The organism is Klebsiella sp. BIGb0399, assembly GCF_003752615.1.
Lineage (GTDB): Bacteria > Pseudomonadota > Gammaproteobacteria > Enterobacterales > Enterobacteriaceae > Klebsiella > Klebsiella lignicola.
The window spans coordinates 158,653-183,053 of the sequence record NZ_RKHT01000006.1 but is presented as its reverse complement, the minus strand read 5'-3'; the positions used below and the strand labels follow the sequence as shown (position 1 = coordinate 183,053).

Below are 24,401 nucleotides of genomic sequence, written 5' to 3'. Positions count from 1 at the left end.
AAGAAAACGATGTTCGGAAAACTTACACTGGATGCAGTGCCCTACCATGAACCCATTATTGTGGTTACGGTGGCTGCGATTATCATCGGGGGACTGGCGCTTCTGGCGGCAATCACTTACTTCGGTAAGTGGTCCTACCTTTGGAATGAGTGGCTGACTTCGGTTGACCACAAACGACTTGGTATCATGTATGTCATCGTAGCAATCGTGATGTTGCTGCGTGGCTTTGCTGACGCCGTTATGATGCGTAGCCAGCAGGTGCTGGCCTCGGCCGGGGAAGCAGGATTCCTGCCGCCTCACCACTACGACCAGATCTTTACCGCCCACGGCGTTATCATGATCTTCTTCGTAGCGATGCCGTTTGTTATCGGTCTGATGAACCTCGTGGTTCCGCTGCAGATCGGTGCGCGCGACGTAGCCTTCCCGTTCCTCAACAACCTGAGCTTCTGGTTCACCGTTGTCGGTGTGATTCTGGTTAACCTGTCTCTGGGCGTCGGTGAGTTCGCACAGACCGGTTGGCTGGCCTATCCGCCGCTGTCGGGAATTGAGTACAGCCCGGGTGTCGGGGTCGATTACTGGATCTGGGCGCTTCAGCTCTCCGGTATTGGTACTACGCTGACCGGTATTAACTTCTTCGTGACGATCATCAAGATGCGTGCCCCTGGCATGACCATGTTCAAGATGCCGGTATTTACCTGGGCATCTCTGTGCGCCAACATCCTGATTATCGCCTCCTTCCCAATTCTGACCGTCACCATCGCGCTGCTGACCCTGGATCGCTATCTGGGCACCCATTTCTTTACCAACGATATGGGTGGCAACATGATGATGTACATCAACCTGATTTGGGCCTGGGGCCATCCGGAAGTGTATATCCTGGTTCTGCCGGTATTCGGTGTCTTCTCCGAAATCGCTGCAACCTTCTCGCGTAAACGCCTGTTTGGCTACACCTCGCTGGTGTGGGCAACCGTGTGTATTACCGTACTGTCGTTCATCGTCTGGCTGCACCACTTCTTCACCATGGGTGCGGGCGCAAACGTAAACGCCTTCTTCGGTATTACCACAATGATTATCGCCATCCCGACCGGGGTGAAGATCTTCAACTGGCTGTTTACCATGTATCAGGGTCGTATCGTCTTCAACTCCGCAATGCTGTGGACGATTGGCTTTATCGTGACCTTCTCTGTAGGTGGTATGACCGGCGTACTGCTGGCGGTACCGGGCGCGGACTTCGTTCTGCACAACAGCCTGTTCCTGATTGCCCACTTCCATAACGTGATTATCGGTGGTGTGGTATTTGGTTGCTTCGCTGGCCTGACCTACTGGTGGCCAAAAGCCTTCGGCTTTACCCTGAACGAAACCTGGGGTAAACGCGCGTTCTGGCTGTGGATCATCGGCTTCTTCGTGGCATTTATGCCGCTGTACGTGCTGGGCTTCATGGGTATGACCCGTCGCCTGAGCCAGCAGATTGACCCGCAGTTCCACCCGATGCTGGTTGTTGCAGCTTGCGGTGCAGCGCTGATTGCCTGCGGTATCCTGTGCCAGCTGATTCAGTTCTACGTTTCTATTCGCGACCGCGATCAGAACCGTGACCTGACCGGTGACCCATGGGGCGGCCGTACGCTGGAGTGGGCAACCTCTTCTCCTCCGCCGTTCTACAACTTCGCCATTGTTCCGCAGATTCACGAGCGCGATGCGTTCTGGGAAATGAAAGAAAAAGGCGAAGCGTATAAGAAGCCAGCCGGCTATGAAGAAATTCACATGCCGAAAAACAGCGGCGCGGGCATCGTTATTGCCGCCTTCGCAACGGTGTTTGGTTTCGCAATGATCTGGCACATCTGGTGGATGGCGATTGCAAGCTTCGTCGGTATCCTGGTGACCTGGATTATTAAGAGCTTTGACGAGGACGTGGATTACTACGTGCCGGTTGCAGTAGTCGAGAAACTGGAAAATCAGCATTTCGACGAGATTAACAAAGCAGGGCTGAAAAATGGCAACTGATACTCTTGCGCATAACGCCCACGCGCACGAACACGGGCACCATGATACAGGACCGATGAAAGTCTTCGGTTTCTGGATCTACCTGATGAGCGACTGCATTATCTTCGCCACGCTGTTTGCTACCTATGCCGTTCTGGTGAACGGCACGGCGGGCGGACCGACCGGCAAAGATATTTTCGAACTGCCGTTCGTTCTGGTTGAAACCGCGCTGCTGCTGTTCAGCTCCATCACCTACGGCATGGCGGCTATCGCCATGTACAAAAACAACAAGAGCCAGGTCGTTTCCTGGCTGGCGCTGACCTTCCTCTTCGGGGCAGGGTTCATCGCGATGGAAATCTATGAATTCCATCACCTGATTGTTGAAGGTATGGGCCCGGATCGTAGCGGCTTCCTGTCAGCGTTCTTCGCGCTGGTCGGTACCCACGGTCTGCACGTGACTTCCGGTCTGATCTGGATGGCAGTTCTGATGGTACAGGTTTCTCGTCGTGGCCTGACCAGCACTAACCGCACCCGTATCATGTGCCTGAGTCTGTTCTGGCACTTCCTGGACGTAGTGTGGATCTGCGTGTTCTCGGTTGTTTATCTGATGGGGGCAATGTAATGAGTCATTCTAGCGATCATAACGGCGCTTCTCACGGCAGCGTAAAGAGCTACATGACAGGCTTTGTCCTGTCGATCATTCTGACGGCGATCCCGTTTGCGATGGTTATGAGTGGCTCCGCATCGCATGCGGCTATTCTGGGGACCATCCTGGTCACTGCTGTTGTGCAGATTGTCGTACACCTGGTGTACTTCCTGCACATGAACAGCAAGTCTGACGAGGGTTGGAACCTGACCGCATTTATCTTCACCGTAATCATCATTGCAATCGTAGTGGTAGGCTCCATCTGGATTATGTGGAACCTGAACTACAACATGATGATGCACTAAGAGCGGCGAGTATGTTTAAGCAATACCTGCAAGTCACGAAACCTGGCATCATTTTTGGCAACCTGATCTCCGTGATCGGCGGTTTCCTTTTGGCCTCCAAAGGCCACATCGACTATCCGCTGTTTGCATGGACACTCCTTGGAGTGTCCCTGGTGGTCGCCTCGGGTTGTGTATTCAACAACTACATCGACCGTGACATCGATCGTAAGATGGAACGGACGAAAAACCGGGTGCTGGTCAAAGGGTTGATCTCGCCACCAGTTTCGCTGGTATACGCCACCTTGCTGGGTATTGCTGGCTTTATGCTCCTGTGGTTCGGCGCTAACCCACTGGCCTGCTGGCTGGGGGTGATGGGGTTCGTGGTTTATGTCGGCGTTTACAGCCTGTACATGAAACGCCACTCCGTTTACGGCACGCTGATTGGCTCACTCTCCGGCGCAGCGCCGCCGGTGATTGGCTACTGTGCGGTCACCGGTAATTTTGACAGTGGCGCAGCGATTCTGCTGGCGATCTTCAGCCTGTGGCAGATGCCTCACTCTTACGCCATCGCGATTTTCCGCTTCAAGGATTATCAGGCGGCGAATATTCCGGTCCTGCCGGTAGTGAAAGGCATCTCCGTGGCGAAAAACCACATCACGCTGTACATCGTGGCTTTTGCTGTCGCCACGCTGATGCTCTCTCTGGGCGGTTACGCCGGGTATAAATACCTGGTCGTGGCAGCCGCGGTGAGCGTCTGGTGGCTGGGTATGGCCCTGCGCGGTTACAAGGTAGCGGATGATAAAGTCTGGGCGCGTAAGCTGTTCGTCTTTTCCATCGTCGCCATTACCGCCCTGTCGGTCATGATGTCCGTGGACTTTATGGTGCCGGATTCACACAGTCTGCTGGCCTACGTCAGATAAGATTGCAGCTCTTTGACAAACCCCGCTCCGGCGGGGTTTTTTATTGCCGCCGGTTTAGCCCACCAGCATCGCCTGCGCGCTGTAAAGCAAATCGAGATGGTCACGACACAGCGCCTCAAGAGAGGTCCGCGACTGATGCGAAGTCAGGCTCAGCGCTCCCCAGTAGGTCCCTTCCCTGTCGGATAACGGCACCGCCAGCACCAGCATACCAATCTCAAACTCCTGCTCGATGGTCGCATAGCCCTGACGCCGCACCGCCGCAATTCGCTCCATCAGCATCGGCACATCCGTCACCGTATAGGGCGTGCGCTGTTCGCGTTTGATGCGCTGCAGAATCGCTTCGCACTCCCCTTCCGGCAGCGAAGCCAGCCACAGTCGTCCCCCGGCGGTGCAGAATATCGGCACCCGCTCCCCTAACCGCACCGAGGTCGAGTTAAACGGGGTATGTTTGCTGCGCGCGATATACACCAGCTCATCTTCGTCAATCACCCCCACCGAGGCGTGCTCCTCCGTCCGGCTGGCGATGTACTCCACGATCGGTCGCACCATCCGCGGAAACTGGGCCGAATCAACATAGGCCTGCCCCAGACGCAGCGCTTTCGGCGTCAGCCAGTAGTAACGGCCATCGGTCTGCAGATAGCGCTCATGGAGCAAGGTCAGCAAAAAACGCCGGGCGGCGCTCTGGGTCAGACCGCTCATTTTCGCCGCCTGAGGGACGCTCAAACGGGGGAAATCTTTCGAAAAAAGCTGGATCAGCGCCAGTCCTTTTTGCAGGCCGACAATCAAATCGCGTGGATGTATGGTGTTTTGCATATTGGCTCACATTTCTGCAACATTAACATCGATTCACTGCGATTATCGCAGTGGTGGTGCGATTAACAACCAATACGTCCGAATTCTGCGTTGTCGCTCTCAGGTTCCACTGAAATACTTTCACAACATTCATTTAACAAATGAGGTTTGAAATGGTCAGTGGATTCACGCAGGTCGTCGCCGTTATCGGCCATCCGATTACCCAGGTAAAATCGCCGGAAAACTTCAACCGCTATTTCGCTGACCAGCAGATGGATAGCGTGATGATCCCGGTGGATATCGCTCCCGAAGCGGTGGCTGACTATCTGCAGGCGCTGCGCGGCTGGCAAAACATGAGCGGCGTGCTGGTCACCGTGCCGCACAAACAGCGCGCCGCCGCGCTGGTTGATGAGCTCACGCCCCGCGCCCGTCACCTCAACGCGGTCAATGTGGTCCGCAAGCTGGCAGATGGCCGTCTGCAGGGCGATATGCTGGACGGCGTTGGCTTCGCCCTTGCCGCTGACGCCCACGGTTTTCAGGCCGCGGGCAAAAGCGCGCTGCTTTCCGGCTGCGGCGGCGTCGGGAGCGCCATCGCATGGGGGCTGTGCGAAGCCGGCATCCGCCAGCTGGCGCTGCACGACCAGAACCCGGCCACCCTGCAACTGCTGCATAACCGCCTCGCCACCCACTTCCCCGAGGTTCTCCTCACTCCCCTGCCCGACACCCTGAGCGGCATTGATCTGCTGGTGAACGGTTCTCCGGCGGGAATGGCCAATTTCGATCCGCTGCCGCTGCCGCAGCCCCTGCTGGAGACGCTCGACGCGACAACCCACGTCGCCGACGTCGTCACCGCCCCGGTGATGACGCCCCTGCTGACCTTTGCCGAGGCCCGCGGCTGCGTCGTTCAGACCGGCCCGGAAATGGCGCTGGCGCAGATGCAGTTGATGGGGCAGTTCATCGGCGCGATCCCGCAGGCGCAAGGAGCCGCGGCATGAACAACTGGGACGTGATCGTCATCGGCAGCGGCGCCGGTGGGTTTGCAGCCGCCGTCACCGCCTGCTGCCAGGGGTTGTCGGTACTGATGCTGGAGAAAGCGCCGCAGTTTGGTGGCACCTCGGCAATATCCGGCGGCGCGGTGTGGATCAACGATACCGACCAGGCGCGGGCGCAGGGCAAAAACGGCAGCGGCGAGGAGATCAAAACCTATCTGAAGACCATTATCGGGGAACAGCACTACCGCCCGGAGATCGTCGAGGCGTTTGTCGCTTCCGGTCGCGAGGCGCTGGCCTATCTCGAACAGCAAGGCGCCGTAAAGTACAGCCTGCGCCCGCTCTCGCCGGACTATTACCCTGACGAACCCGGCGCGGTCGATACCGGACGCGCGCTGGAGGTCGTCGAGTATGATGGCCGTCTGCTCGGCGAGCGTTTTCGCGATCTGCGCGCGCCGCCGCCGGGCATGCTGCTGTTTGGCGGCATGATGGTGAACCGCGTTGATATTCAGCATTTCCTCGATATGCGCCGTTCGCTTCGCTCGTTATCGCACTGCACAAAACTGCTGCTGCGCTACGGTCGCGACCGCCTCAAGCACCATCGCGGCACCCGCCTGGCAATGGGCAACGCGCTGATTGCCCGCATGGCAACCGTGGCGCTGCGCAACGGCATGACACTGCGCCTGAACGTCAACGTGCTGTCGCTGGTGGAGCAAAACGGTACCGTCACCGGCGTCACCATTGAGCACCACGGGCAGCAGGAGACGCTGCTGGCTCGCCGTGGCGTGGTGCTGGCCGCCGGCGGGTTTGCCGCCGGACAGCTGGCGGCGCAATACCGCCCGCATACCCGCGAGCACTACTCGATGTCGCCCGCGGCCAACGACGGGGCCGCATTGCGCCTCGCCAGTACGGTCAACGCGCAGGAAGGCGCCGACCTCCCCTCGAACTTTTTCTGGGCGCCGGTCTCGGTGCTGCGTCACGCCGACGGTCGCGAAGAACGCTTCCCGCACCTGGTCACTGACCGGGCCAAGCCGGGCGTCATCGCCGTTAACCAGCGCGGGGAACGCTTCGTCAATGAATCGAACTCGTATCACCACTTTGCCAGCGCCATGCAAAGCCATCCCGACAACGCCCCGTGCTTCCTGATTGGCGATGCGCAGGCGATGAAACGTTACGGGCTGGGCCTGGCGCGCCCGGCACCGGTCAACAACGACGCGCTGGTCAAAGCCGGTTACCTGCATAAAGCGGACTCGCTTGACCTGCTGGCGCAGCAGTTGGGGATCGACGCACAAGCCCTGGTTGATACAGTGGCTCGTTACAACCGCGACGCCGCCCAGGGCCAGGACCCGCAATTCGCCAAAGGCGGCAACAGCTATAACCGGGCGATGGGCGATCCGGGGCATCAGCCCAACGCCTGTAACGCGCCGCTGGTAAGCGCCCCGTTCTATGCCATCACCCTGTACACCGGCGATCTGGGCACCTCACGCGGTCTGGTCACCACCGAAAATGCCCAGGTCGTCAATCAGCACAACCAGCCGATCCCCGGCCTCTATGCCGTCGGCAACGATATGGATTCCATGATGGCGGGAACCTATCCCGGTCCGGGGATCACCCTCGGCCCGGCCCTGACCTTCGGCTACCTTTCAGCCCGCCATATGGCACACCACACCGCATCATCAACAGGAGAACATCATGATCTATGAAAAACGCACCTACACCATCAACCCGTTAAAAATGGCCGACTGGCTGGCGCTGTACAAAAGCGATGCCTACGCCGTACAAACCGAGCACCTGGGCACGCTGATCGGCTTTTTCTTCACCGAAATTGGCGTGGTCAATCAGGTGGTACACATCTGGGCTTACGAGAGCCTCGACGATCGCCTGGTTCGCCGCGGACGCATGGCGCAGGACGAGCGCTGGCTGACCTTCTCGCGCAAAAACCGTGAACTGGCGGCCGTTGAGCGGCTGGAGTCGGTGCTGCTGCGCCCCGTTGATTTTTCACCACTGCAATAAGGGGCCGGAGATGAGCGGGCAAAAACAGGTGGATGTGCTGGTGGTCGGCTCCGGCGCCGCGGGGCTTGCAGCCGCGGTAACCGCCGCCCTCAACGGCGCCAGCGTGCTGCTGGCGGAAAAGGAGTCGGTGATTGGCGGCACCAGCGCCTGGTCTGGCGGCTGGCTGTGGATCCCGCAGAATCCGCTGGCCCGCGAAGAGGGCATTCAGGAGGATGACGACGCGCCGTTGACCTATTTGCAGCATGAAATGGGCGGACAGCCCGCCGATGCCCGCCTGCTCAACTTCCTGCAGTATGGCCCGGAGATGATTGATTTCTTCCGCCGCCATACCGCGGTGCAGTTTCTCTCCGGCAGTAAAATGCCCGACTTTCATACCTCGCCGGGCTACGCCCAGGGCGGACGCTCGGTGACCGCGCAACCCTACGATGGGCGTCTGCTGGGGGACTGGCTGCATCGTCTGCGCCCGCCGCTGGAAACCATCAGCCTCGCCGGCATGGGCATCGCCGGCGGCGCCGATATGGCGCACTTTTTTAACGCCACCCGCTCACCGCGATCGGCGCTGTATGCCGCCCGGCGTCTGCTGCGCCACGGATGGCAACGGCTGCGCGCCGGACGCGGGCAGCATCTGGTTAACGGCAACGCGCTGATGGCGCGTCTGCTGCGCTCGGCCCTCGATGCCGGAGTTACCATGACGTTGAATGCCCCGGTGGTGCGGCTGCTGACCAGCGATGACGGCGTCAACGGCGCGGTGCTTCGTACTGATGACGGTGAGATGACGGTTCACGCCAGCAAGGTGATCCTTGCCTGCGGCGGCTTCCCTCACGATCGCCAGCGTCTGGCGCAACATGTGCCGCACGCCGTGGACGGCTATGGCCACTTCTCCGCCGCCCCGCCGGGCAATCAGGGCGAGGGGATCCGCCTCGGGGAGTCGGTCGGCGGTCAGTTCGATACCACCCTGCAGCACGCCATGGCCTGGGCGCCGGTCTCCCGGGTAACCCTTGCCAGCGGCCTGCAGCTGGTCTTCCCGCATCTGGTCGAACGGGCGAAGCCGGGGTTTATCGCCGTCCTGCCTGACGGCACGCGCTTCACCAACGAAGCCGACTCTTATCATGACTTTATCGCCGCGCTGCTGGCGGCCACCCCGCCGGGTGAGCAGCCAAACGCGTGGCTTATCGCCGACAGCCGGGCCCTGCGCCGTTACGGTCTGGGCCATGCGCGGCCGTTTCCCTTTTCACCGGCGGCATGGCTGCGCACGGGCTATCTTCGCACGGCGGATACGCTGGCCGGGCTGGCGGAACAATGCGCCATCGATGCCGGGCAGCTGACCGCCACGGTGGCCCGCTTTAATACTTTCGCCGCCCAAGGCGAAGACCCGGAGTTTCAACGTGGTGCCTCGGCCTACAACCGGGCGCAGGGTGATGCCAGCCATCCGCATCATCCGACGCTCGGGCCGCTGACCCAGGCCCCGTTTTATGCCGTGCGTATTCTGCCCGGTTCACTGGGCTCGTTTAGCGGGCTGAAAACCGATGAACAGGCACGGGTTCTCGATGCGCAGCAGCAACCGATTTCAGGCCTGTATGCCATTGGCAACGATATGTCGAGCGTGATGCAGGGTTACTACCCCAGCGGCGGTATCACCCTCGGCCCGGCGATGACCTTTGGCTATCTGGTCGGTAAAAACTGGCAGCAAACACAATAAAAACAAGGCAATAAACAACATCTTACCAGGGACGGCAGTACACATAACAACAATCACCTGTAACTGTACCGGAGCCTTTTATGAACATGCGTACCCTGTCACTCGCCGCCCTCACCGTGCTCGACGTTCCGCCCCCGGAACAGGTGCGGATCGCGGCAAAAACCGGTTTTACCCACGTCGGCCTGCGCCTGCTTCCCGCCACGCCGACCGATCCTGACTACGATATGCTCGGCGACACCGCCACCGTGCGCAACACCCTGGCAGCGTTAATGGAGACCGGTATCCAGGTGTCGGACGTTGAAATCCTGCGTCTGACTCACGACTTTGCGATCGACGCGCGGTTGAACTGTTTTCTCGAAACCGCCGCGCGGCTGGGAGCCCGCCAGGTACTGGTAGCCGGCAATGACGATAACCTGACACGCAGTGCGCAGAACCTTGCCGCGCTCGCAGAAGCGGGCCAGGCCTACGGGTTAACCATGAATCTGGAGCCGATGCCGTGGACCCGCTTACGCACCCTCGCCGACGCCCAGCGGCTGATTGCCGCCAGCGGGCGTTCGGACATCGGCATTCTGGTTGATGCCATCCATTTCTGGCGCGCCGGAGAGTCGCTCTCCAGCCTCGCCACCCTGCCGCCATCATGCCTCAACTATATGCAGCTGTGCGATGCCCCGGCGCAGACCCCCGATAACGAACAGGAGCTGATCCGCCAGGCGCGGTCCGCGCGCAACGTCCCCGGTGAAGGTGGGCTGGATCTGCACGGCCTGATGTCCGCGCTGCCGACCACGCTGCCGGTATCGCTGGAAGTTCCGTTAAGCGGTGACCAGGGCGCCCTGCCGGCCCTCACCCGCGCACAGTTACTGTTCAACGCCGCGCAGGCTTACCTGCGTCCCTGCGCATAAGGAAAAACCGATGACACAGACTCAACGCCTGGATGTCAGAGAGTTAATCAACCGCAATCCGCTCAGCCGCTTTCAGAAACTGGTGGTTTTCTTAGGCTTCTGCGTGATTGCCCTCGATGGTTTTGATATTGCGATCATGGGGTTTATCGCCCCGACGCTGAAGCATGAATGGGGCGTCAGCAACTATGAACTCGGATTTGTCATTAGCGCCGCGCTGATTGGCCTGGCGCTGGGAGCCATGCTGTCCGGGCCGCTCGCCGACTGGCTGGGGCGCAAAAAAATCATCATCAACAGCGTCTTTTTCTTCGGCTTCTGGACCATTGCTACCGCCTTCTCTCACAACATCGAACAGATGATTTTCTTCCGCTTTATGACCGGGCTGGGGCTGGGCGCGGCGATGCCCAATATCGGCACCCTGGTGTCGGAATATGCCCCCGAGCGCCAGCGATCCTTTCTGATTACGGTGATTTTTTGCGGGTTTACCTTCGGCGCTGCCGCAGGCGGGTTTTCCGCCTCATGGCTGATCCCGCAGTTTGGCTGGCATTCGCTGATGGCGCTCGGCGGGATCCTGCCGCTGCTGTTTGCGCCGCTGCTGATCTGGCTGCTGCCGGAGTCGGTGCGTTTTCTGGTGGTCAAAGGTGCGCCCGCGGCGCGTATCCGCAAGATCCTGCAGCAGCTCTATCCGGGGCAGATCGCCGATGATGCCGAATTCACCCTCCCGACCCAGCCCGTTCATGGCAGCGCCATGCGTCTTGTCCTCTCCCGCCAGTATCGCCTCGGTTCCATGATGCTGTGGCTGGTCTATTTTATGGGGCTGTTTCTGGTCTATATCCTCGGCAGCTGGCTGCCGACGCTGGTAAAAGAGGTTGGGCTCACCGTCAGTCAGGCGGCCATCATGACCGCCATTTATCAGGCCGGCGGCACCGTCGGTTCCCTGTTTGCCGGATGGCTGATGGACCGCATTAACCCGCATCGGGCGCTGGGGCTGATTTATGCCATCGGCGGCCTGTTTACCATGGCGATGGGCTATGCCGCAGCCAGCTTTACGCTGCTGTGCCTGCTGGCCTTCGTCAGCGGGGCCTGCCTCAACGGCGCCAATACCGGCATGAACGCGCTCTCCGCCCGCTACTATCCGACCCAGGCCCGCGCCACCGGCTCCAGCTGGATGCACGGCGTTGGCCGGATCGGCGCGATCCTCAGCGCCTTTGCCGGCGCCGAGATGATGGCGCTAAATCTCAGCTTCGAAAGCGTGTTCTTAATCCTCGGGATCCCGGCGGCGTTAACCGTGATTGGGCTACTCATCAAAGGGCTGTTTGCCACCGATGCCGATGCGCAACCCGCCTCCCCTTCTTCTCCCTCAATAAGGAGCTTGTCGTGAGCAAAATGGGTCTTGCCGTTATCGGCGCGGGCGCCATCGGGCGCAAACATATCGCGGTGATCCGCAACAATCCGCAGGTGGAGCTTGTGGCCCTCGCCGACCCTTCGCCGCAGGCACAGGCGCTGGCGCAGTCTCTGGGCGTGCCGTGGTATGACAGCGTGGAGACCATGCTCGAGACCGCGCGCCCTCAGGGGGTCATCAATGCCACGCCCAACAAGCTGCATGTCCCCTGCGCCCTCGCCTGTATTGAACGTGGGATCCCGGTGCTGGTTGAAAAGCCGGTCGCCGACTCCCCGGAAGGCGCCAGAGCGCTGGTCGATGCCGCCGCGCGCCATCAGGTTCCGGTACTGGTGGGCCATCACCGGCGGCATAACGCGCTTATCGCCGCCGCCAGGGCGTTGATTGACAGCGGTCAACTGGGCCGCATCGTCAGCGTCTCTGCGCACTGGATTTTGCAAAAGCCGGACGACTATTTTGATGTCGCCTGGCGACGCGAACCCGGCGCCGGGCCGCTGCTGGTCAACCTGGTGCACGATATTGACCTGATGCGCTATCTGTTTGGCGAAATCGAGCAGGTACAGGCCTTTACGTCCCACGCCGTGCGGCAGTTCGCCAATGAAGACAGCGCGGTGGTTAACCTGCGTTTCAGCAGCGGAGCGCTGGGTAGCGCGGTACTCACCGACTGCGGCGTCGGCCCCTGGAGCTGGGAGATGAACTCAGGGGAAAATGCTATCTACGCCCACACCCCGGAAAACTGCTATCTGATCTCCGGCACCCTCGGCGCGCTGGCGATCCCGCAGATGCAGTGGTGGCGCTACGGCGAAGAGCGCGGCTGGCTGCATCCGCTGCAGAGCGACCGGCTCAGCGTCGAGCCTATCGATCCGTTCGAATTGCAGTTGCGCCACTTTATCCGGGTGATCGCCGGCGAGGAGCAACCGCTGATCGATGCCGCCGACGCGCTCCGGTCGCTGGAGGTGATTGCCGCCATTCAGCAGGCAGCAGGCGAAACGGCCTGATCCGCTGCAGGTACGGCCGCTCGCTGTACCTGCTTTTTTCATTTTTCATTTGCTGATAACAGGTAAAAAAGAAAATAAATTTCAATATGTTTTAAAATGAAAATATCATGCCTTATCGATTCACCTCACAGTTTCCCCACTCTTCTGCTGTATTCTTGCCAGTCTCATTAATAACACCATGGTTAATACGCTGATTTTCTGCGCTATTAATGGCATTTAACCGCTTTTATGTAAATGTTAAACGTTATTTATGATCTTTATCATTTTTAGATCCTCATCTCACAAATAAAAATTTAATTTCATATAATAGCTAAATGAAATAAACATTTTCATTTATTGCTAACCATTCTTCAGGATGAGGTTGTGTCGGTGGCGCCGGCGCAGAGGTCCTTACGTGTTCCCCGACTAAGGAATAGACTATGAGTGAACAACAGCTCCTTCTCTCTCCCACAGCAACGCGTGGCGATAAACTGACCTGGACCACCCGAATCGCCTATGGCGGTGGCGATACCGCCTGCAACGTCGTGTTTGGCATGATCGGCACGGTGTTAACGCTGTTCTATACCGATTACGTCGGGATCAGCATCGCGACGGTGGGCCTGGTAATGCTGATATCACGTCTGTTTGATGGCGTCTCGGATGTGATCATGGGCCTGGTGGTGGAGCGCACCAACTCAAAATGGGGCAAATCCCGCCCCTGGCTGCTGTGGATGAGCGTTCCCTACGCCCTGTCGGCGATCCTGCTGTTCACCGTGCCACAGACCACCGCAACGCTGCAGTTCATCTATCTGCTGGTGGCCTATAACTTCTGCACCACCATTTGCTACACCGCGATCAACCTCCCTTACGGCAGCCTCTCGGCCATGATGACCCGTACCTCATGGGAGAGGGATTTACTCAGTATCACCCGCATGTCGATGTCCCCCTTCGGGCGCATCCTCGCCGTGGCCTGTACGTTGCCGCTGGTGAAATATTTCGGCGATGACCAGGCCGCATGGATCAAAACCATGGCGATTTGGGCGTTTCTGGCGTTGTTGCTGCTGCTGTTCTGTTTCTATCAGTGTGAAGAGAAAGTGGTGATCAAAGCACGGGAAAAACAGGGGAAAGTGCCGGTCAAAACCCAGCTCAGCGCCCTGTTCCGTAACCAGTACTTCTGGGCCAGCGCGATTCTGTGGACCGCCCAGAGCGTCTACTACACCGTGGTGGGGATCGCCATGCCTTACTACTGCCGCTATGTGCTCGGCGATGACACCTTCTACAGTTCCATTTTCGTGGCCGAAACCGCCTGTATCATTATTTTCACCTTTCTCAGCTCTATCCCCATCCGCAAGTACGGTAAACGCAACGTGGCCCTGTGCGGGATTGTACTGGCGACGCTGGGTCAGGTGATGTTTATGTTTAGCTCCGGCGACTACCACGCCACTCTGGCAAACGCCATTATTCGCGGCATCGGCTTCGCGCCGCTGAACGCCGTACTCTTTGGCTTCTGTGGCGACGCCGTCGAATTCGGCCAGTGGAAGACCCGGGTCAGACAAGAGGGGATGATTTTCTCCGCCGGCTCGGTTGGGACCAAGCTTGGCGCCGGGATCGCGGCGGCGGTGATCTCCGGCCTGCTCAGCATGGCGGGCTACGTCAGCTCCAGCAGCGGTGCAGGCGTTCAGCCGCAAACGGCGATCGATATGATCAACCATGTTTACGTCTACGGCTCATTCTTCCTGTGGATCATCGTCATTATTACCCTGCTGTTTTACCGCCTGGACCGACAGTATCCGCAGATCATGGACGAGCTAAAACGGCGCGAGGCGCGCGGCGAGATGTAGCCCGGTAGTGAGCACCAACCATCGCGCGACTCACAGCCAAAACTGGTCCGTGGGTCGCCTTTATCTGTTATCGGCTGTTTGTAGTTTTTATATGTCGTTTCTATACAGGAGATCACCATGTTAAACGGCACCAAACCCCTGTCTCGCTCCCTGCGTTGGGGCATGGTCGGCGGCGGATCCACCAGCCAGATTGGCTACAGCCACCGCTCTGCCGCGCTGCGCGATAATGTCTTCACTCTGCTGGCCGGCGCATTTGATATTGATGCTGAACGCGGGCGCCAGTTTGGCGAGCAGCTCGGGGTGATGCCGGAACGCTGCTACGCCGACTACCAGACGCTGTTTCGCGAAGAAGCGCTGCGCCCTGACGGGATTGAAGTCGTCTCGGTGACCACGCCGAACAATACCCATTTCGCCATCACCAAAGCAGCGCTGGAGGCAGGGCTGCACGTGGTGTGTGAAAAACCGCTGTGCTTTACCGCCGCCGAAGCTCAGGAGCTGCTGGCCTTAAGCAGAAAGCACAATAAAATCGTCGGCGTCACCTACGGCTACGCCGGTTATCAGATGATTCAGCAGGCGCGGCAGATGATTGCAGACGGCCTGCTCGGGCAGATCCGCATTATCACGATGCAGTTTGCCCACGGATTCCATAATGAAGCCGTCGAACTGCAGGCAGAGTCGACCCGCTGGCGCGTGACCCCTAAGTATGCCGGCCCGAGCTATGTGCTGGGCGACCTCGCCACCCACCCGCTGTTTGTCGCCGAAACCATGGTGCCTCATCTCAACATTCGCCGTCTGATGTGTTCCCGCCAGAGCTTCGTGAAATCCCGGGCGCCGCTGGAAGATAACGCCTTCGTGCTGATGGAATATGATAACGGCGCCGTCGGCTCCATGTGGACCAGCGCGGTGAACAGCGGAGCGATGCACTCGCAAAAGGTGCGGGTTGTCGGTGAAAAAGCCAGTATCGAATGGTGGGACGAACGCCCTAACCAACTGAGCTATGAGGTACAGGGCGAACCGGCGCGGGTTCTCGAGCGCGGCATGAATTATCTCAGTCCCGCAGCGCTGGCAGAGGACCGCATTGGCGGCGGCCATCCCGAAGGGCTGTTTGAAGCCTGGGCAAACCTCTATCGTCGCTATGCGCTGGCCATAGATGCCATGGACCGCAACGATCGCGCCTTCCTGGAAAACTTCTGGTATCCGGACGTTGAGGCGGGCCTGCACGGGGTGTACTGGGTTGAACAGTGCGTCAAATCCGCCGACGCGGGCAGCCAGTGGGTTGACTTTAATTTACAATAAGTGCTACCGGCCAGTGGGGCTTCCCCACTGGTTTCGTTATTTTCCCCACGCTTACCTCACCCTGCAACAGAGTCGTAATATCTGTTAAACAAACATTTATTTACGCTTCTGGCCGCCACCACTACACTAGTCGCAGTTTTTAGATTGAGGTGGTAATGAACGATAACAAAATGACGCCAGGTGAACTGCGCGCAACCTGGGGTCTGGGAACCGTATTCTCGCTGCGTATGCTCGGCATGTTTATGGTTCTGCCGGTTCTGACCACCTACGGTATGGCTTTACAAGGCGCCAGCGAGGCGTTAATTGGCCTGGCCATTGGCATCTATGGTCTGGCGCAGGCGGTGTTTCAAATCCCGTTCGGCCTGCTTTCCGACCGGATTGGCCGTAAACCACTGATTGTCGGTGGGCTGCTTATCTTCGTGATCGGCAGCATTATCGCCGCCCTCAGCGACTCTATCTGGGGCATTATCCTCGGGCGCGCGTTGCAAGGGTCCGGCGCGATTGCCGCCGCGGTGATGGCGCTCCTCTCCGATTTAACCCGCGAACAGAACCGCACCAAGGCGATGGCCTTTATCGGCGTCAGCTTCGGCGTCACCTTTGCGCTTGCCATGGTGCTGGGACCAATTATCACCCACCAGTTGGGTCTGCACGCCCTGTTCTGGATGATCGCCATCCTCGCCAGTATCGGTATTCTGCTGACGCTGTGGGTCGTCCCTAACAGCCATAATCATGTCCTGAACCGTGAGTCCGGGATGGTGAAAGGCTGCTTCAGTAAAGTGCTTGCCGAACCCAAACTCCTGAAGCTTAACTTCGGCATCATGTGTCTGCACATCATGCTGATGTCGACATTTGTCGCCCTGCCGGGACAGCTGGAGGCCGCCGGTTTCCCTGCCGCCGAGCACTGGAAAATTTACCTGGTCACCATGCTGGTGTCGTTTGTCTCAGTGGTACCGTTTATCATCTACGCCGAAGTGAAGCGTAAGATGAAGCATGTCTTCGTGTTCTGCGTCGCGATTCTGCTGGTGGCGGAAATCGTGCTGTGGGGCGCCGGGGGTTACTTCTGGGAGCTGGTGGCCGGCGTTCAGCTGTTCTTCCTGGCCTTTAACCTGCTGGAAGCGCTGCTCCCATCGCTTATCAGCAAAGAGTCGCCGGCGGGCTACAAAGGGACCGCCATGGGGATCTATTCGACCAGCCAGTTCCTCGGGGTGGCAATTGGCGGCTCGCTGGGCGGCTGGGTCGATGGCTATTTTGATTCACAAACCGTGTTCCTGCTCGGCGCGCTGCTGGCGATGCTGTGGCTGCTGGTGGCCGGGACGATGAGCGAACCGCCGTATGTCAGCAGTCTGCGGGTCGAAATCCCTGATGATGTGGTGGCCGATGCAACGCTGCAGGAGCGACTGCTGGCGAAAGATGGCGTGAAGCAGGCGCTGGTTATCGCCGACGAACGCTCGGTGTATATCAAGATCGACAGCAAGGTGACCAACCGCTTCGAGATTGAGCAGGCCATCAAAGGGGCGTAAAAAAAGCGGGGAAGTCCCCGCTTTTTACTGGCTGGCGTTCGGCGAAAAGCACTCGCGCCAGCGTGGCAAAAATCCCGACTTAGTCGCGGAAGTTTTTGAACTGGAACGGCTGCCCCAGATCGCCACCGCGCACCAGCGCCATCACGGCCTGCAGGTCGTCACGCGCCTTACCGGTCACGCGAATCTCTTCACCCTGAATCTGCGCCTGCACCTTCAGCTTGCTGTCTTTGATGAGCTTAACGATTTTTTTCTGCATCGCGCTCTCAATACCCTGCTTCAGTTTGGCATCAACAAACCAGGTTTTACCGCTGTGTACGAACTCGTCAGGCACTTCGATAGAGCTGCCTTCAATACCGCGTTTTAACAGCTTCGCGCGCAGAATATCCAACAGCTGGTTAATCTGGAAATCAGATTCACTGAGGACCTTGATGGTCTCGTTTTTTTCGTTCAGCTCAAAGCTCGCTTCAACGTTACGAAAATCAAAACGCGACTCAACTTCACGGGTCGCATTCTCTACGGCGTTTCGAACTTCCTGAAGATCGACTTCAGAGACAATATCGAAAGATGGCATCTTTTCCTCTCCTTCTGTTGCTTTTGCGTTGCATAATACCCGCAACGCGGCATAACTCAACTGCTTATCCCGCAAGCATAGCCGATGATGTCATACTAAACCTGTGCCAGGCTGCAGCCGGAAGGGCAACGAGTATATACTTTAGCTATGAATGCCTGAGGACGTCGCAGGTGAGGAGGAATAATGAAAGTAACCGTACTTGGATGCGGTGCACTGGGGCAACTGTGGCTTACCGCGTTGTACAAACACGCAAACGAAGTCCAGGGCTGGTTACGCGTCCCGCAACCCTTCTGTAGCGTCAACCTGATCGAGACTGACGGCACCATCTTTAATGAATCGCTCACCGCTAACGATCCCGACTTTCTCGCCAGCAGCGACCTGCTGGTGGTCACATTAAAGGCCTGGCAGGTCTCCACTGCGGTAAAGAATCTGGCCTCTATCCTGCCCGTTTCGTCGCCAATTCTGCTTATCCATAACGGCATGGGCACGATCGATGAGCTAAAAGGCGTGCAGCAGCCGCTGCTGCTGGCCTCTACCACCCAGGCCGCGCGCCGCGATGGTAACGTGATTGTTCACGTCGCCAACGGCACCACCCATATTGGCCCGGCAAAGCCCTACCCGGAGGATTACAGCTATCTTGCCGACGTCCTGCAAAACGTTCTGCCGGACGTCGCCTGGCACAATAATATTCTGCCGGCGACGTGGAGCAAGCTGGCGGTCAACTGTGTCATTAACCCGCTGACCGCCTTAAAAGAGTGCCGGAACGGCGATTTACGCCACTATCCCGAGGAAGTCGAGGTGATTTGCCGCGAGGTGGCGGCGGTCATGGAACGCGAAGGTATTCATACTTCACCGGAAAACCTGTTATTTTATGTCCATCAGGTCATTGAAAGTACGGCAGAAAATATCTCTTCGATGCTGCAGGATATTCGCGCGCAGCGTCATACGGAAATCGACTATATCACCGGTTTTTTGCTAAAGCGCGCTCGCGCCCACGGGCTTGCCGTACCGGAAAATGCCCGCTTGTTTGAACTGGTAAAGCGTAAGGAGAATGAATATGAGCGCGTCGGCACTGATTTGCCTCGCCCCTGGTAGCGAAGAGACCGAAGCGGTCACCACCATCGATTTACTGGTCCGTGGCGGCGTGCAGGTAACCACCGCCAGCGTCGCCAGCGATGGCAGCCTGACCGTGGTCTGCTCGCGCGGCGTGAAGCTGCTGGCCGATGCCCCGCTGGTAGAAGTAGCGGATGGCGATTACGACATTATCGTCCTGCCGGGCGGCATTAAAGGCGCGGAATATTTCCGCGACAGCCCGCTGCTGGTGGAGACGGTCAGGCAGTTTCATCTCTCCGGGCGCATCGTTGCTGCTATCTGCGCCGCTGCCGCCACCGTGTTGGTGCCGCATAACCTTTTCCCGATCGGCAATATGACGGGCTTTCCGGCGTTAAAGGACCGCATTCCGCCGGATCAGTGGCAGGATAAGCGTGTCGTCTGGGACCCACGGGTCAACCTGCTCACCAGCCAGGGGCCGGGAACCTCGATTGATTTTGCGCTCAAAATGATCGATCTGCTGGTCGGGCGTGAAACGGCCTATGAGGTCGCATCACAGCTGGTGATGGCGGCGGGGATTTATAACTTCTACGAAGCCTGACAGGCCTGGGATTTCCCCGCTGGCGTTGCGCTTCGCGGGGTTACTGCCACCAATACGGCTTTAGTCGCCCGGATAAGGCATGACAATGCCGCTATCCGGGATGACCGTCGCTCGTCGTGGTTACGGGCGATATACCTTCACATTCTCAAAGCCCTGCTCGCGCAGATACAGCGCCTGCAGACGGCTCATCACACCGCGTTCGCACCACAGCAGGTAGGTTTTGCTCTGATCCAGATCGCCGAATTTGGTGCTCAGCTTGTAGAACGGTAATGACACCACGTCTACGCCGTCGAGCTTCAGCGGTTTGTCATCCTGCTCGTCAATAGAGCGGATATCCAGAATCGCGTCGTTCGGGCCGAAGCCGGTCACGGTTTCGACTTCCACCACGTCCTGCTGGGTCTGCTGGGCGATATCGCGAATATCAACGTTATTCGCTTCCTCGACCACTTTATCGAGGATGCTGAAGTCGAAGTTTTCTTCTTCCGCTTCAATCTTCGCCTTCACCGCTTTCACGGTCGGGCTCTTCGAAATCACGCCGCAGTATTCCGGCATGGTGCGAGCAAAATCTTCAGTACCGATTTCCCGCGCCAGGTTAATAATGTGCTCTTTATCGTGCGAGATCAGCGGACGCAGAATCAGCGTGTCGGAGACGTTGTCGATCAACCGCAGGTTGGTCAGGGTCTGGCTGGAAACCTGGCCCAGCGCTTCACCGGTCACCAGAGCCTGTACGCCGTAACGTTCAGCGACTTTCGACGCCGCGCGAACCATCATGCGCTTGAGCACCACGCCCATCTGGCCATCGTCAACTTTTTCGAGGATCTCACCGACCACCGGCTCAAAGTTAATCGCCACGAAGCGGACGCGGTGGGAGCTGCCGAAGCGGTTCCACAGATAGTGAGCCACCTGGCGAACGCCGATTTCATGGGCTGCACCGCCCAGATTAAAGAAGCAGTAGTGCACGCGGCAGCCGCGACGCATCAGCATATAGCTGGAAACGCCGGAATCGAAACCGCCGGAAATCAGCGACAGCACGTCTTCCTGAGTCCCGATCGGGAAACCGCCGATACCTTCGTAACGCCCTTTCACCAGCAGCAGACGATCGTTTTCGATTTCCAGATTGACCGTGATATCCGGATTAGTCAGCTTCACGCGCGCGGTTTCGATGTGCTGATTCAGGCCACCGCCGACGTAGCGTTCCACTTCGATAGAGGTAAACTCATGCTTACCGCGACGTTTTACGCGCACGCAGAAGGTTTTGCCTTCCAGCGTTTCGCGCCACAGCGGCAGCGTTTGCTCGAAAATATCGTGCAGCGACGTGAACGGCACGTCTTCGACTTCCAGAATATGATGGATACCGGGGATTCGGGTCAGCGCATCGCGGATGATCGGCCGCTGATTTTCGTCTTTCGCGCGAACTTCGATATGATCCCAATGACGGACAACGGCCAGCGTCTCATCATAGTTTTTGAGAACGTTACGAATGTTCCCGGTTAAGATTTTAATGAAGCGCAATCTCACGGATTGGCTTTTGATGGTGATTTCCGGGAACAATTTAATGATAAACTTCATAGCGACAATAGTTCGTTGGCAAGCCCGACGGGCTTTAAGCAAAAGATGTACTGCAGCGCACCGTAGTGCCTGCATCCAGGGAGCGCAGTATATCACCATTGCGGGTTTTACATAAAATCATTCGGGGCAGGCCATCGCTACAGGCACGCGACGAGCCTGCCGGCAGCGGTTGCGCACGCTTTCGGGAACAAATCCGCGAAAGGACGACGTCTGTATTTGCTTAACCACGTGACTTCGTTACCATATTGGTGTCGCGACATAACAAGAGTCTACATTCACTATGCCAAAGAAAAATGAGGCCCCGGCCAGCTTTGAAACCGCCCTGGGCGAGCTGGAACAGATTGTTAATCGTCTGGAAAGCGGCGCGCTCCCGTTAGAAGAAGCGCTCAGCGAGTTTGAGCGTGGCGTACAGCTGGCGCGCCAGGGCCAGGCCCGGCTGCAGCAGGCCGAGCAGCGTGTACAGATTCTGCTGGCCGACAGCGAAGAGAGCCCACTCACGCCTTTTACGCCGGACGCCGAATAAATGGACTTCTCGCAACAGCTCCAGGCCTGCGTTGAGCAGGCTAACGACGCGCTGCGTCGTTTCCTTGCGCCACTGCCTTTTCAGAACACTCCACTGGTTGAAGCCATGCAGTATGGCGCATTATTAGGCGGTAAACGCCTGCGCCCGTTCCTCGTCTATGCCACCGGTGATATGTTCGGCGTCAGCCGTACAACGCTGGATGCCCCGGCCGCCGCCGTTGAATGCATCCACGCTTATTCTCTGATGCATGACGATCTCCCGGCGATGGACGATGACGATCTGCGCCGCGGTTTGCCGACCTGTCACGTTAAATTTGGCGAAGCGAACGCAATTCTTGCCGGTGATGCGCTACAAACGCTGGCATTTTCTATACTGAGTGATGCGCCGATGCCTGAAGTGCCGGACCGCGATCGCCTGGCAATGGTGTCAGCGCTGGCCCACGCCAGCGGTGTTGCGGGCATGTGCGGCGGACAGGCGCTGGATCTCGAAGCGGAAGGCCATCAGGTTGATCTGCAGGCGCTGGAGCGTATTCATCGCCACAAAACCGGAGCCCTTATTTGCGCCGCGGTGCGGATGGGCGCGCTGAGCGCAGGCGAACGTGGTCGTGCGGCCCTGCCGGCCCTTGAACGCTTTGCGCAAAATATCGGTCTCGCCTTCCAGGTCCAGGATGACATTCTTGACGTGGTAGGGGATACTGCGACGCTTGGCAAACGCCAGGGTGCCGACCAGCAGTTAGGTAAAAGCACTTATCCCGCGCTTCTGGGGCTCGAGCAAGCTCGCACCAAAGCGCATGATCTGATTGAAGATGCCCGTCAGTCGCTCAATGAACTGGCCGCACAATCTCTGGATACGACGGCACTGGAAGCGCTCGCGAATTACATAATTCAGCGTGATAAATAAACAATAAGAGTCTCTGATGAGTTTTGATATTGCCAAATACCCGACCCTGGCGCTGGTAGATTCCACCCAGGAGTTGCGTTTGTTGCCGAAAGATAGCCTGCCGAAACTGTGCGACGAACTGCGGCGTTACCTCCTGGACAGCGTCAGCCGTTCCAGCGGGCATTTTGCCTCCGGCCTCGGCACGGTCGAACTGACCGTGGCGCTTCACTACGTCTATAACACGCCGTTTGACCGCCTGATCTGGGACGTTGGTCACCAGGCTTACCCGCATAAAATCCTGACCGGTCGCCGCGATAAAATCGGCACCATTCGTCAGAAAGGGGGTCTGCATCCGTTCCCGTGGCGTGGCGAAAGCGAATATGACGTACTGAGCGTCGGTCACTCATCAACCTCTATTTCTGCCGGCATCGGGGTGGCGATTGCCGCCGCGAAAGAAGACAAACAGCGACGCGCGGTCTGCGTCATCGGCGACGGCGCCATTACCGCGGGCATGGCGTTTGAGGCCATGAACCACGCAGGCGATATCAAACCCGATCTGCTGGTCGTACTCAACGATAACGAAATGTCGATCTCCGAGAATGTCGGCGCGCTGAATAATCACCTGGCGCAGCTGCTGTCGGGGAAACTGTACTCATCGCTGCGCGAAGGCGGGAAGAAAGTCTTCTCCGGCGTGCCGCCGATTAAAGAGCTGCTCAAGCGCACCGAAGAACATCTCAAAGGGATGGTGGTGCCCGGTACGCTGTTTGAAGAGCTGGGCTTTAACTACATCGGCCCGGTGGATGGTCACGATGTGCTGGGGCTGGTCACCACGCTGAAAAATATGCGTGACCTGAAAGGGCCGCAGTTCCTGCATATTATGACCAAAAAAGGTCGCGGCTATGAGCCGGCGGAAAAAGACCCGATTACCTTCCACGCGGTGCCTAAATTCGACCACACCAGCGGCGTCCTGCCGAAAAGCAGCGGCGGCCTGCCCTCTTATTCGAAAATTTTCGGCGACTGGCTGTGCGAAACCGCGGCGAAAGACGCCAGGCTGATGGCCGTCACCCCGGCGATGCGCGAAGGCTCGGGGATGGTCGAGTTTTCCAAAAAATTCCCTGACCAGTATTTCGATGTGGCGATTGCCGAACAGCACGCGGTCACTTTCGCCGCGGGTCTGGCGATCGGCGACTATAAGCCGGTAGTGGCCATCTACTCCACCTTCCTGCAGCGGGCTTACGATCAGCTGATTCACGACGTCGCTATCCAGAAGCTGCCGGTACTGTTTGCCATCGACCGTGCGGGTATCGTCGGTGCCGATGGGCAAACCCACCAGGGCGCCTTCGATCTCTCCTTCCTGCGCTGTATCCCGGAGATGGTGATCATGACGCCAAGCGACGAGAACGAGTGCCGCCAGATGCTCTACACCGGCTATCACTACAACGCTGGCCCGAGCGCAGTCCGCTATCCGCGCGGTACCGGCACCGGTGCGACGCTGGAACCGCTGGCCTCGCTGCCAATCGGCAAAGGCGTGGAGAAACGCCGCGGTGAAAAAATCGCGATCCTCAACTTCGGCACCCTGCTGCCGGAAGCCGCTCAGGCGGCGGAGACGCTCAACGCGACGCTGGTCGATATGCGCTTTGTGAAGCCCCTTGATGATGCGCTGATTTTGCAGCTGGCCACGGAGCACGACGTGCTGGTGACCCTCGAAGAGAACGCCATTATGGGCGGCGCAGGCAGCGGTGTGAATGAGCTGCTGATGGCGCATCGTCGCGCGGTTCCGGTGTTGAATATCGGTCTGCCGGACTTCTTCATCCCGCAGGGGACACAGGAAGAAGTGCGTGCCGACCTCGGTCTTGATGCTGCCGGTATCACCGCGAAAATCACGGCCTGGCTGGCCTGATCCCGCCCCCACTAACGGCGCCTGCTATGCTTAAAGGGTATCTTTTTGCTGATAGC

Annotated in this window: 22 protein-coding genes; 19 read left to right on the top strand and 3 right to left on the bottom strand. The window is 58.3% G+C overall.

Annotated features, from left to right (window positions below):
• Window positions 1–9: 9 nt before the first annotated feature.
• The 4 genes from cyoB to cyoE are packed head-to-tail and all read left to right on the top strand — an operon-like array spanning window position 10 to window position 3,830.
• The gene (gene cyoB / locus EDF82_RS11525; protein WP_123755694.1) at window positions 10–2,001 is read left to right on the top strand and encodes a cytochrome o ubiquinol oxidase subunit I; all 1,992 of its coding nucleotides are present in this window, start codon (window positions 10–12) and stop codon (window positions 1,999–2,001) included.
• Window positions 1,991–2,602 carry a cytochrome o ubiquinol oxidase subunit III gene (locus EDF82_RS11520; RefSeq protein WP_110273749.1) on the top strand — a complete coding sequence of 204 codons (612 nt, stop codon included), beginning with the start codon at window positions 1,991–1,993 and terminating at the stop codon, window positions 2,600–2,602. The genes cyoB and EDF82_RS11520 overlap by 11 nt, the downstream gene beginning before the upstream one ends.
• On the top strand, window positions 2,602–2,931 hold the full coding sequence (locus EDF82_RS11515; RefSeq protein WP_123755693.1) for a cytochrome o ubiquinol oxidase subunit IV: 330 nt from the start codon (window positions 2,602–2,604) through the stop codon (window positions 2,929–2,931). Before EDF82_RS11520 ends, EDF82_RS11515 begins: the two co-directional genes overlap by 1 nt.
• A gap of 11 nt (window positions 2,932–2,942) precedes the next feature.
• Window positions 2,943–3,830 carry a heme o synthase gene (gene cyoE, locus EDF82_RS11510; RefSeq protein ID WP_123755692.1) on the top strand — a complete coding sequence of 296 codons (888 nt, stop codon included), beginning with the start codon at window positions 2,943–2,945 and terminating at the stop codon, window positions 3,828–3,830.
• A 54-nt stretch (window positions 3,831–3,884) separates the two neighbouring features.
• On the opposite strand, the gene EDF82_RS11505 is transcribed toward cyoE, so the two are convergent.
• Complete coding sequence (locus tag EDF82_RS11505) at window positions 3,885–4,643, bottom strand: IclR family transcriptional regulator C-terminal domain-containing protein (protein ID WP_123755691.1); 759 nt, start codon at window positions 4,641–4,643, stop codon at window positions 3,885–3,887.
• 152 nt (window positions 4,644–4,795) lie between these two features.
• Here EDF82_RS11505 and EDF82_RS11500 point away from each other — a divergent pair, with 152 nt between their 5' ends.
• The 10 genes from EDF82_RS11500 (at window position 4,796) to EDF82_RS11455 (ending at window position 17,252) form a co-directional block, all read left to right on the top strand.
• Window positions 4,796–5,617: a shikimate dehydrogenase gene (locus EDF82_RS11500; protein WP_123755690.1), complete on the top strand. Its 822-nt coding sequence runs from the start codon at window positions 4,796–4,798 to the stop codon at window positions 5,615–5,617.
• Window positions 5,614–7,314, top strand: a complete 1,701-nt coding sequence (locus EDF82_RS11495; protein WP_123755689.1) for an FAD-dependent oxidoreductase — start codon at window positions 5,614–5,616, stop codon at window positions 7,312–7,314. Before EDF82_RS11500 ends, EDF82_RS11495 begins: the two co-directional genes overlap by 4 nt.
• Window positions 7,304–7,624: an NIPSNAP family protein gene (locus tag EDF82_RS11490; RefSeq protein ID WP_123755688.1), complete on the top strand. Its 321-nt coding sequence runs from the start codon at window positions 7,304–7,306 to the stop codon at window positions 7,622–7,624. The genes EDF82_RS11495 and EDF82_RS11490 overlap by 11 nt, the downstream gene beginning before the upstream one ends.
• 10 nt (window positions 7,625–7,634) lie before the next feature.
• A complete protein-coding gene (locus EDF82_RS11485; protein WP_123755687.1) occupies window positions 7,635–9,323 on the top strand; it encodes an FAD-dependent oxidoreductase in 1,689 nt (562 codons plus the stop codon).
• Window positions 9,324–9,403: 80 nt separating this feature from the next.
• Window positions 9,404–10,222 carry a sugar phosphate isomerase/epimerase gene (locus EDF82_RS11480; protein WP_123755686.1) on the top strand — a complete coding sequence of 273 codons (819 nt, stop codon included), beginning with the start codon at window positions 9,404–9,406 and terminating at the stop codon, window positions 10,220–10,222.
• Between the two features lie 10 nt (window positions 10,223–10,232).
• Window positions 10,233–11,600 (top strand): aromatic acid/H+ symport family MFS transporter, encoded by a 1,368-nt coding sequence (locus EDF82_RS11475; protein WP_123755685.1) that lies wholly within the window; start codon window positions 10,233–10,235, stop codon window positions 11,598–11,600.
• 5 nt (window positions 11,601–11,605) lie between these two features.
• Window positions 11,606–12,616 carry a Gfo/Idh/MocA family protein gene (locus EDF82_RS11470; RefSeq protein WP_123756218.1) on the top strand — a complete coding sequence of 337 codons (1,011 nt, stop codon included), beginning with the start codon at window positions 11,606–11,608 and terminating at the stop codon, window positions 12,614–12,616.
• A gap of 419 nt (window positions 12,617–13,035) precedes the next feature.
• Window positions 13,036–14,436, top strand: a complete 1,401-nt coding sequence (locus EDF82_RS11465) for an MFS transporter (RefSeq protein WP_123755684.1) — start codon at window positions 13,036–13,038, stop codon at window positions 14,434–14,436.
• A 117-nt stretch (window positions 14,437–14,553) separates the two neighbouring features.
• On the top strand, window positions 14,554–15,732 hold the full coding sequence (locus EDF82_RS11460) for a Gfo/Idh/MocA family protein (protein ID WP_123755683.1): 1,179 nt from the start codon (window positions 14,554–14,556) through the stop codon (window positions 15,730–15,732).
• A 155-nt stretch (window positions 15,733–15,887) separates the two neighbouring features.
• On the top strand, window positions 15,888–17,252 hold the full coding sequence (locus EDF82_RS11455) for an MFS transporter (protein ID WP_123755682.1): 1,365 nt from the start codon (window positions 15,888–15,890) through the stop codon (window positions 17,250–17,252).
• A 79-nt stretch (window positions 17,253–17,331) separates the two neighbouring features.
• Here the strand turns inward: EDF82_RS11455 and EDF82_RS11450 are convergent, their stop codons facing one another.
• On the bottom strand, window positions 17,332–17,823 hold the full coding sequence (locus tag EDF82_RS11450) for a YajQ family cyclic di-GMP-binding protein (protein WP_123755681.1): 492 nt from the start codon (window positions 17,821–17,823) through the stop codon (window positions 17,332–17,334).
• Window positions 17,824–18,006: 183 nt separating this feature from the next.
• Between EDF82_RS11450 and panE the strand changes: the two genes are divergently transcribed.
• Both panE and yajL read left to right on the top strand, forming a co-directional pair.
• Entirely contained in the window at window positions 18,007–18,918 is a 912-nt protein-coding gene (panE, locus tag EDF82_RS11445) for a 2-dehydropantoate 2-reductase (protein ID WP_123755680.1), read from the top strand.
• Window positions 18,881–19,474, top strand: coding sequence for a protein deglycase YajL (gene yajL / locus EDF82_RS11440; RefSeq protein WP_123755679.1), 594 nt, complete (start codon window positions 18,881–18,883; stop codon window positions 19,472–19,474). Before panE ends, yajL begins: the two co-directional genes overlap by 38 nt.
• Window positions 19,475–19,594: 120 nt before the next feature.
• On the opposite strand, the gene thiI is transcribed toward yajL, so the two are convergent.
• Complete coding sequence (gene thiI / locus EDF82_RS11435; RefSeq protein WP_123755678.1) at window positions 19,595–21,043, bottom strand: tRNA uracil 4-sulfurtransferase ThiI; 1,449 nt, start codon at window positions 21,041–21,043, stop codon at window positions 19,595–19,597.
• Between the two features lie 280 nt (window positions 21,044–21,323).
• Between thiI and xseB the strand changes: the two genes are divergently transcribed.
• Genes xseB through dxs form a run of 3 tightly spaced genes read left to right on the top strand, consistent with a single transcriptional unit; the run spans window position 21,324 to window position 24,345 of the window.
• Window positions 21,324–21,566: an exodeoxyribonuclease VII small subunit gene (gene xseB / locus EDF82_RS11430; protein ID WP_123755677.1), complete on the top strand. Its 243-nt coding sequence runs from the start codon at window positions 21,324–21,326 to the stop codon at window positions 21,564–21,566.
• Window positions 21,567–22,466, top strand: a complete 900-nt coding sequence (gene ispA / locus EDF82_RS11425; protein ID WP_123755676.1) for a (2E,6E)-farnesyl diphosphate synthase — start codon at window positions 21,567–21,569, stop codon at window positions 22,464–22,466.
• Between the two features lie 16 nt (window positions 22,467–22,482).
• Window positions 22,483–24,345: a 1-deoxy-D-xylulose-5-phosphate synthase gene (dxs, locus tag EDF82_RS11420; protein ID WP_123755675.1), complete on the top strand. Its 1,863-nt coding sequence runs from the start codon at window positions 22,483–22,485 to the stop codon at window positions 24,343–24,345.
• The last annotated feature ends 56 nt before the right edge of the window (window positions 24,346–24,401 follow it).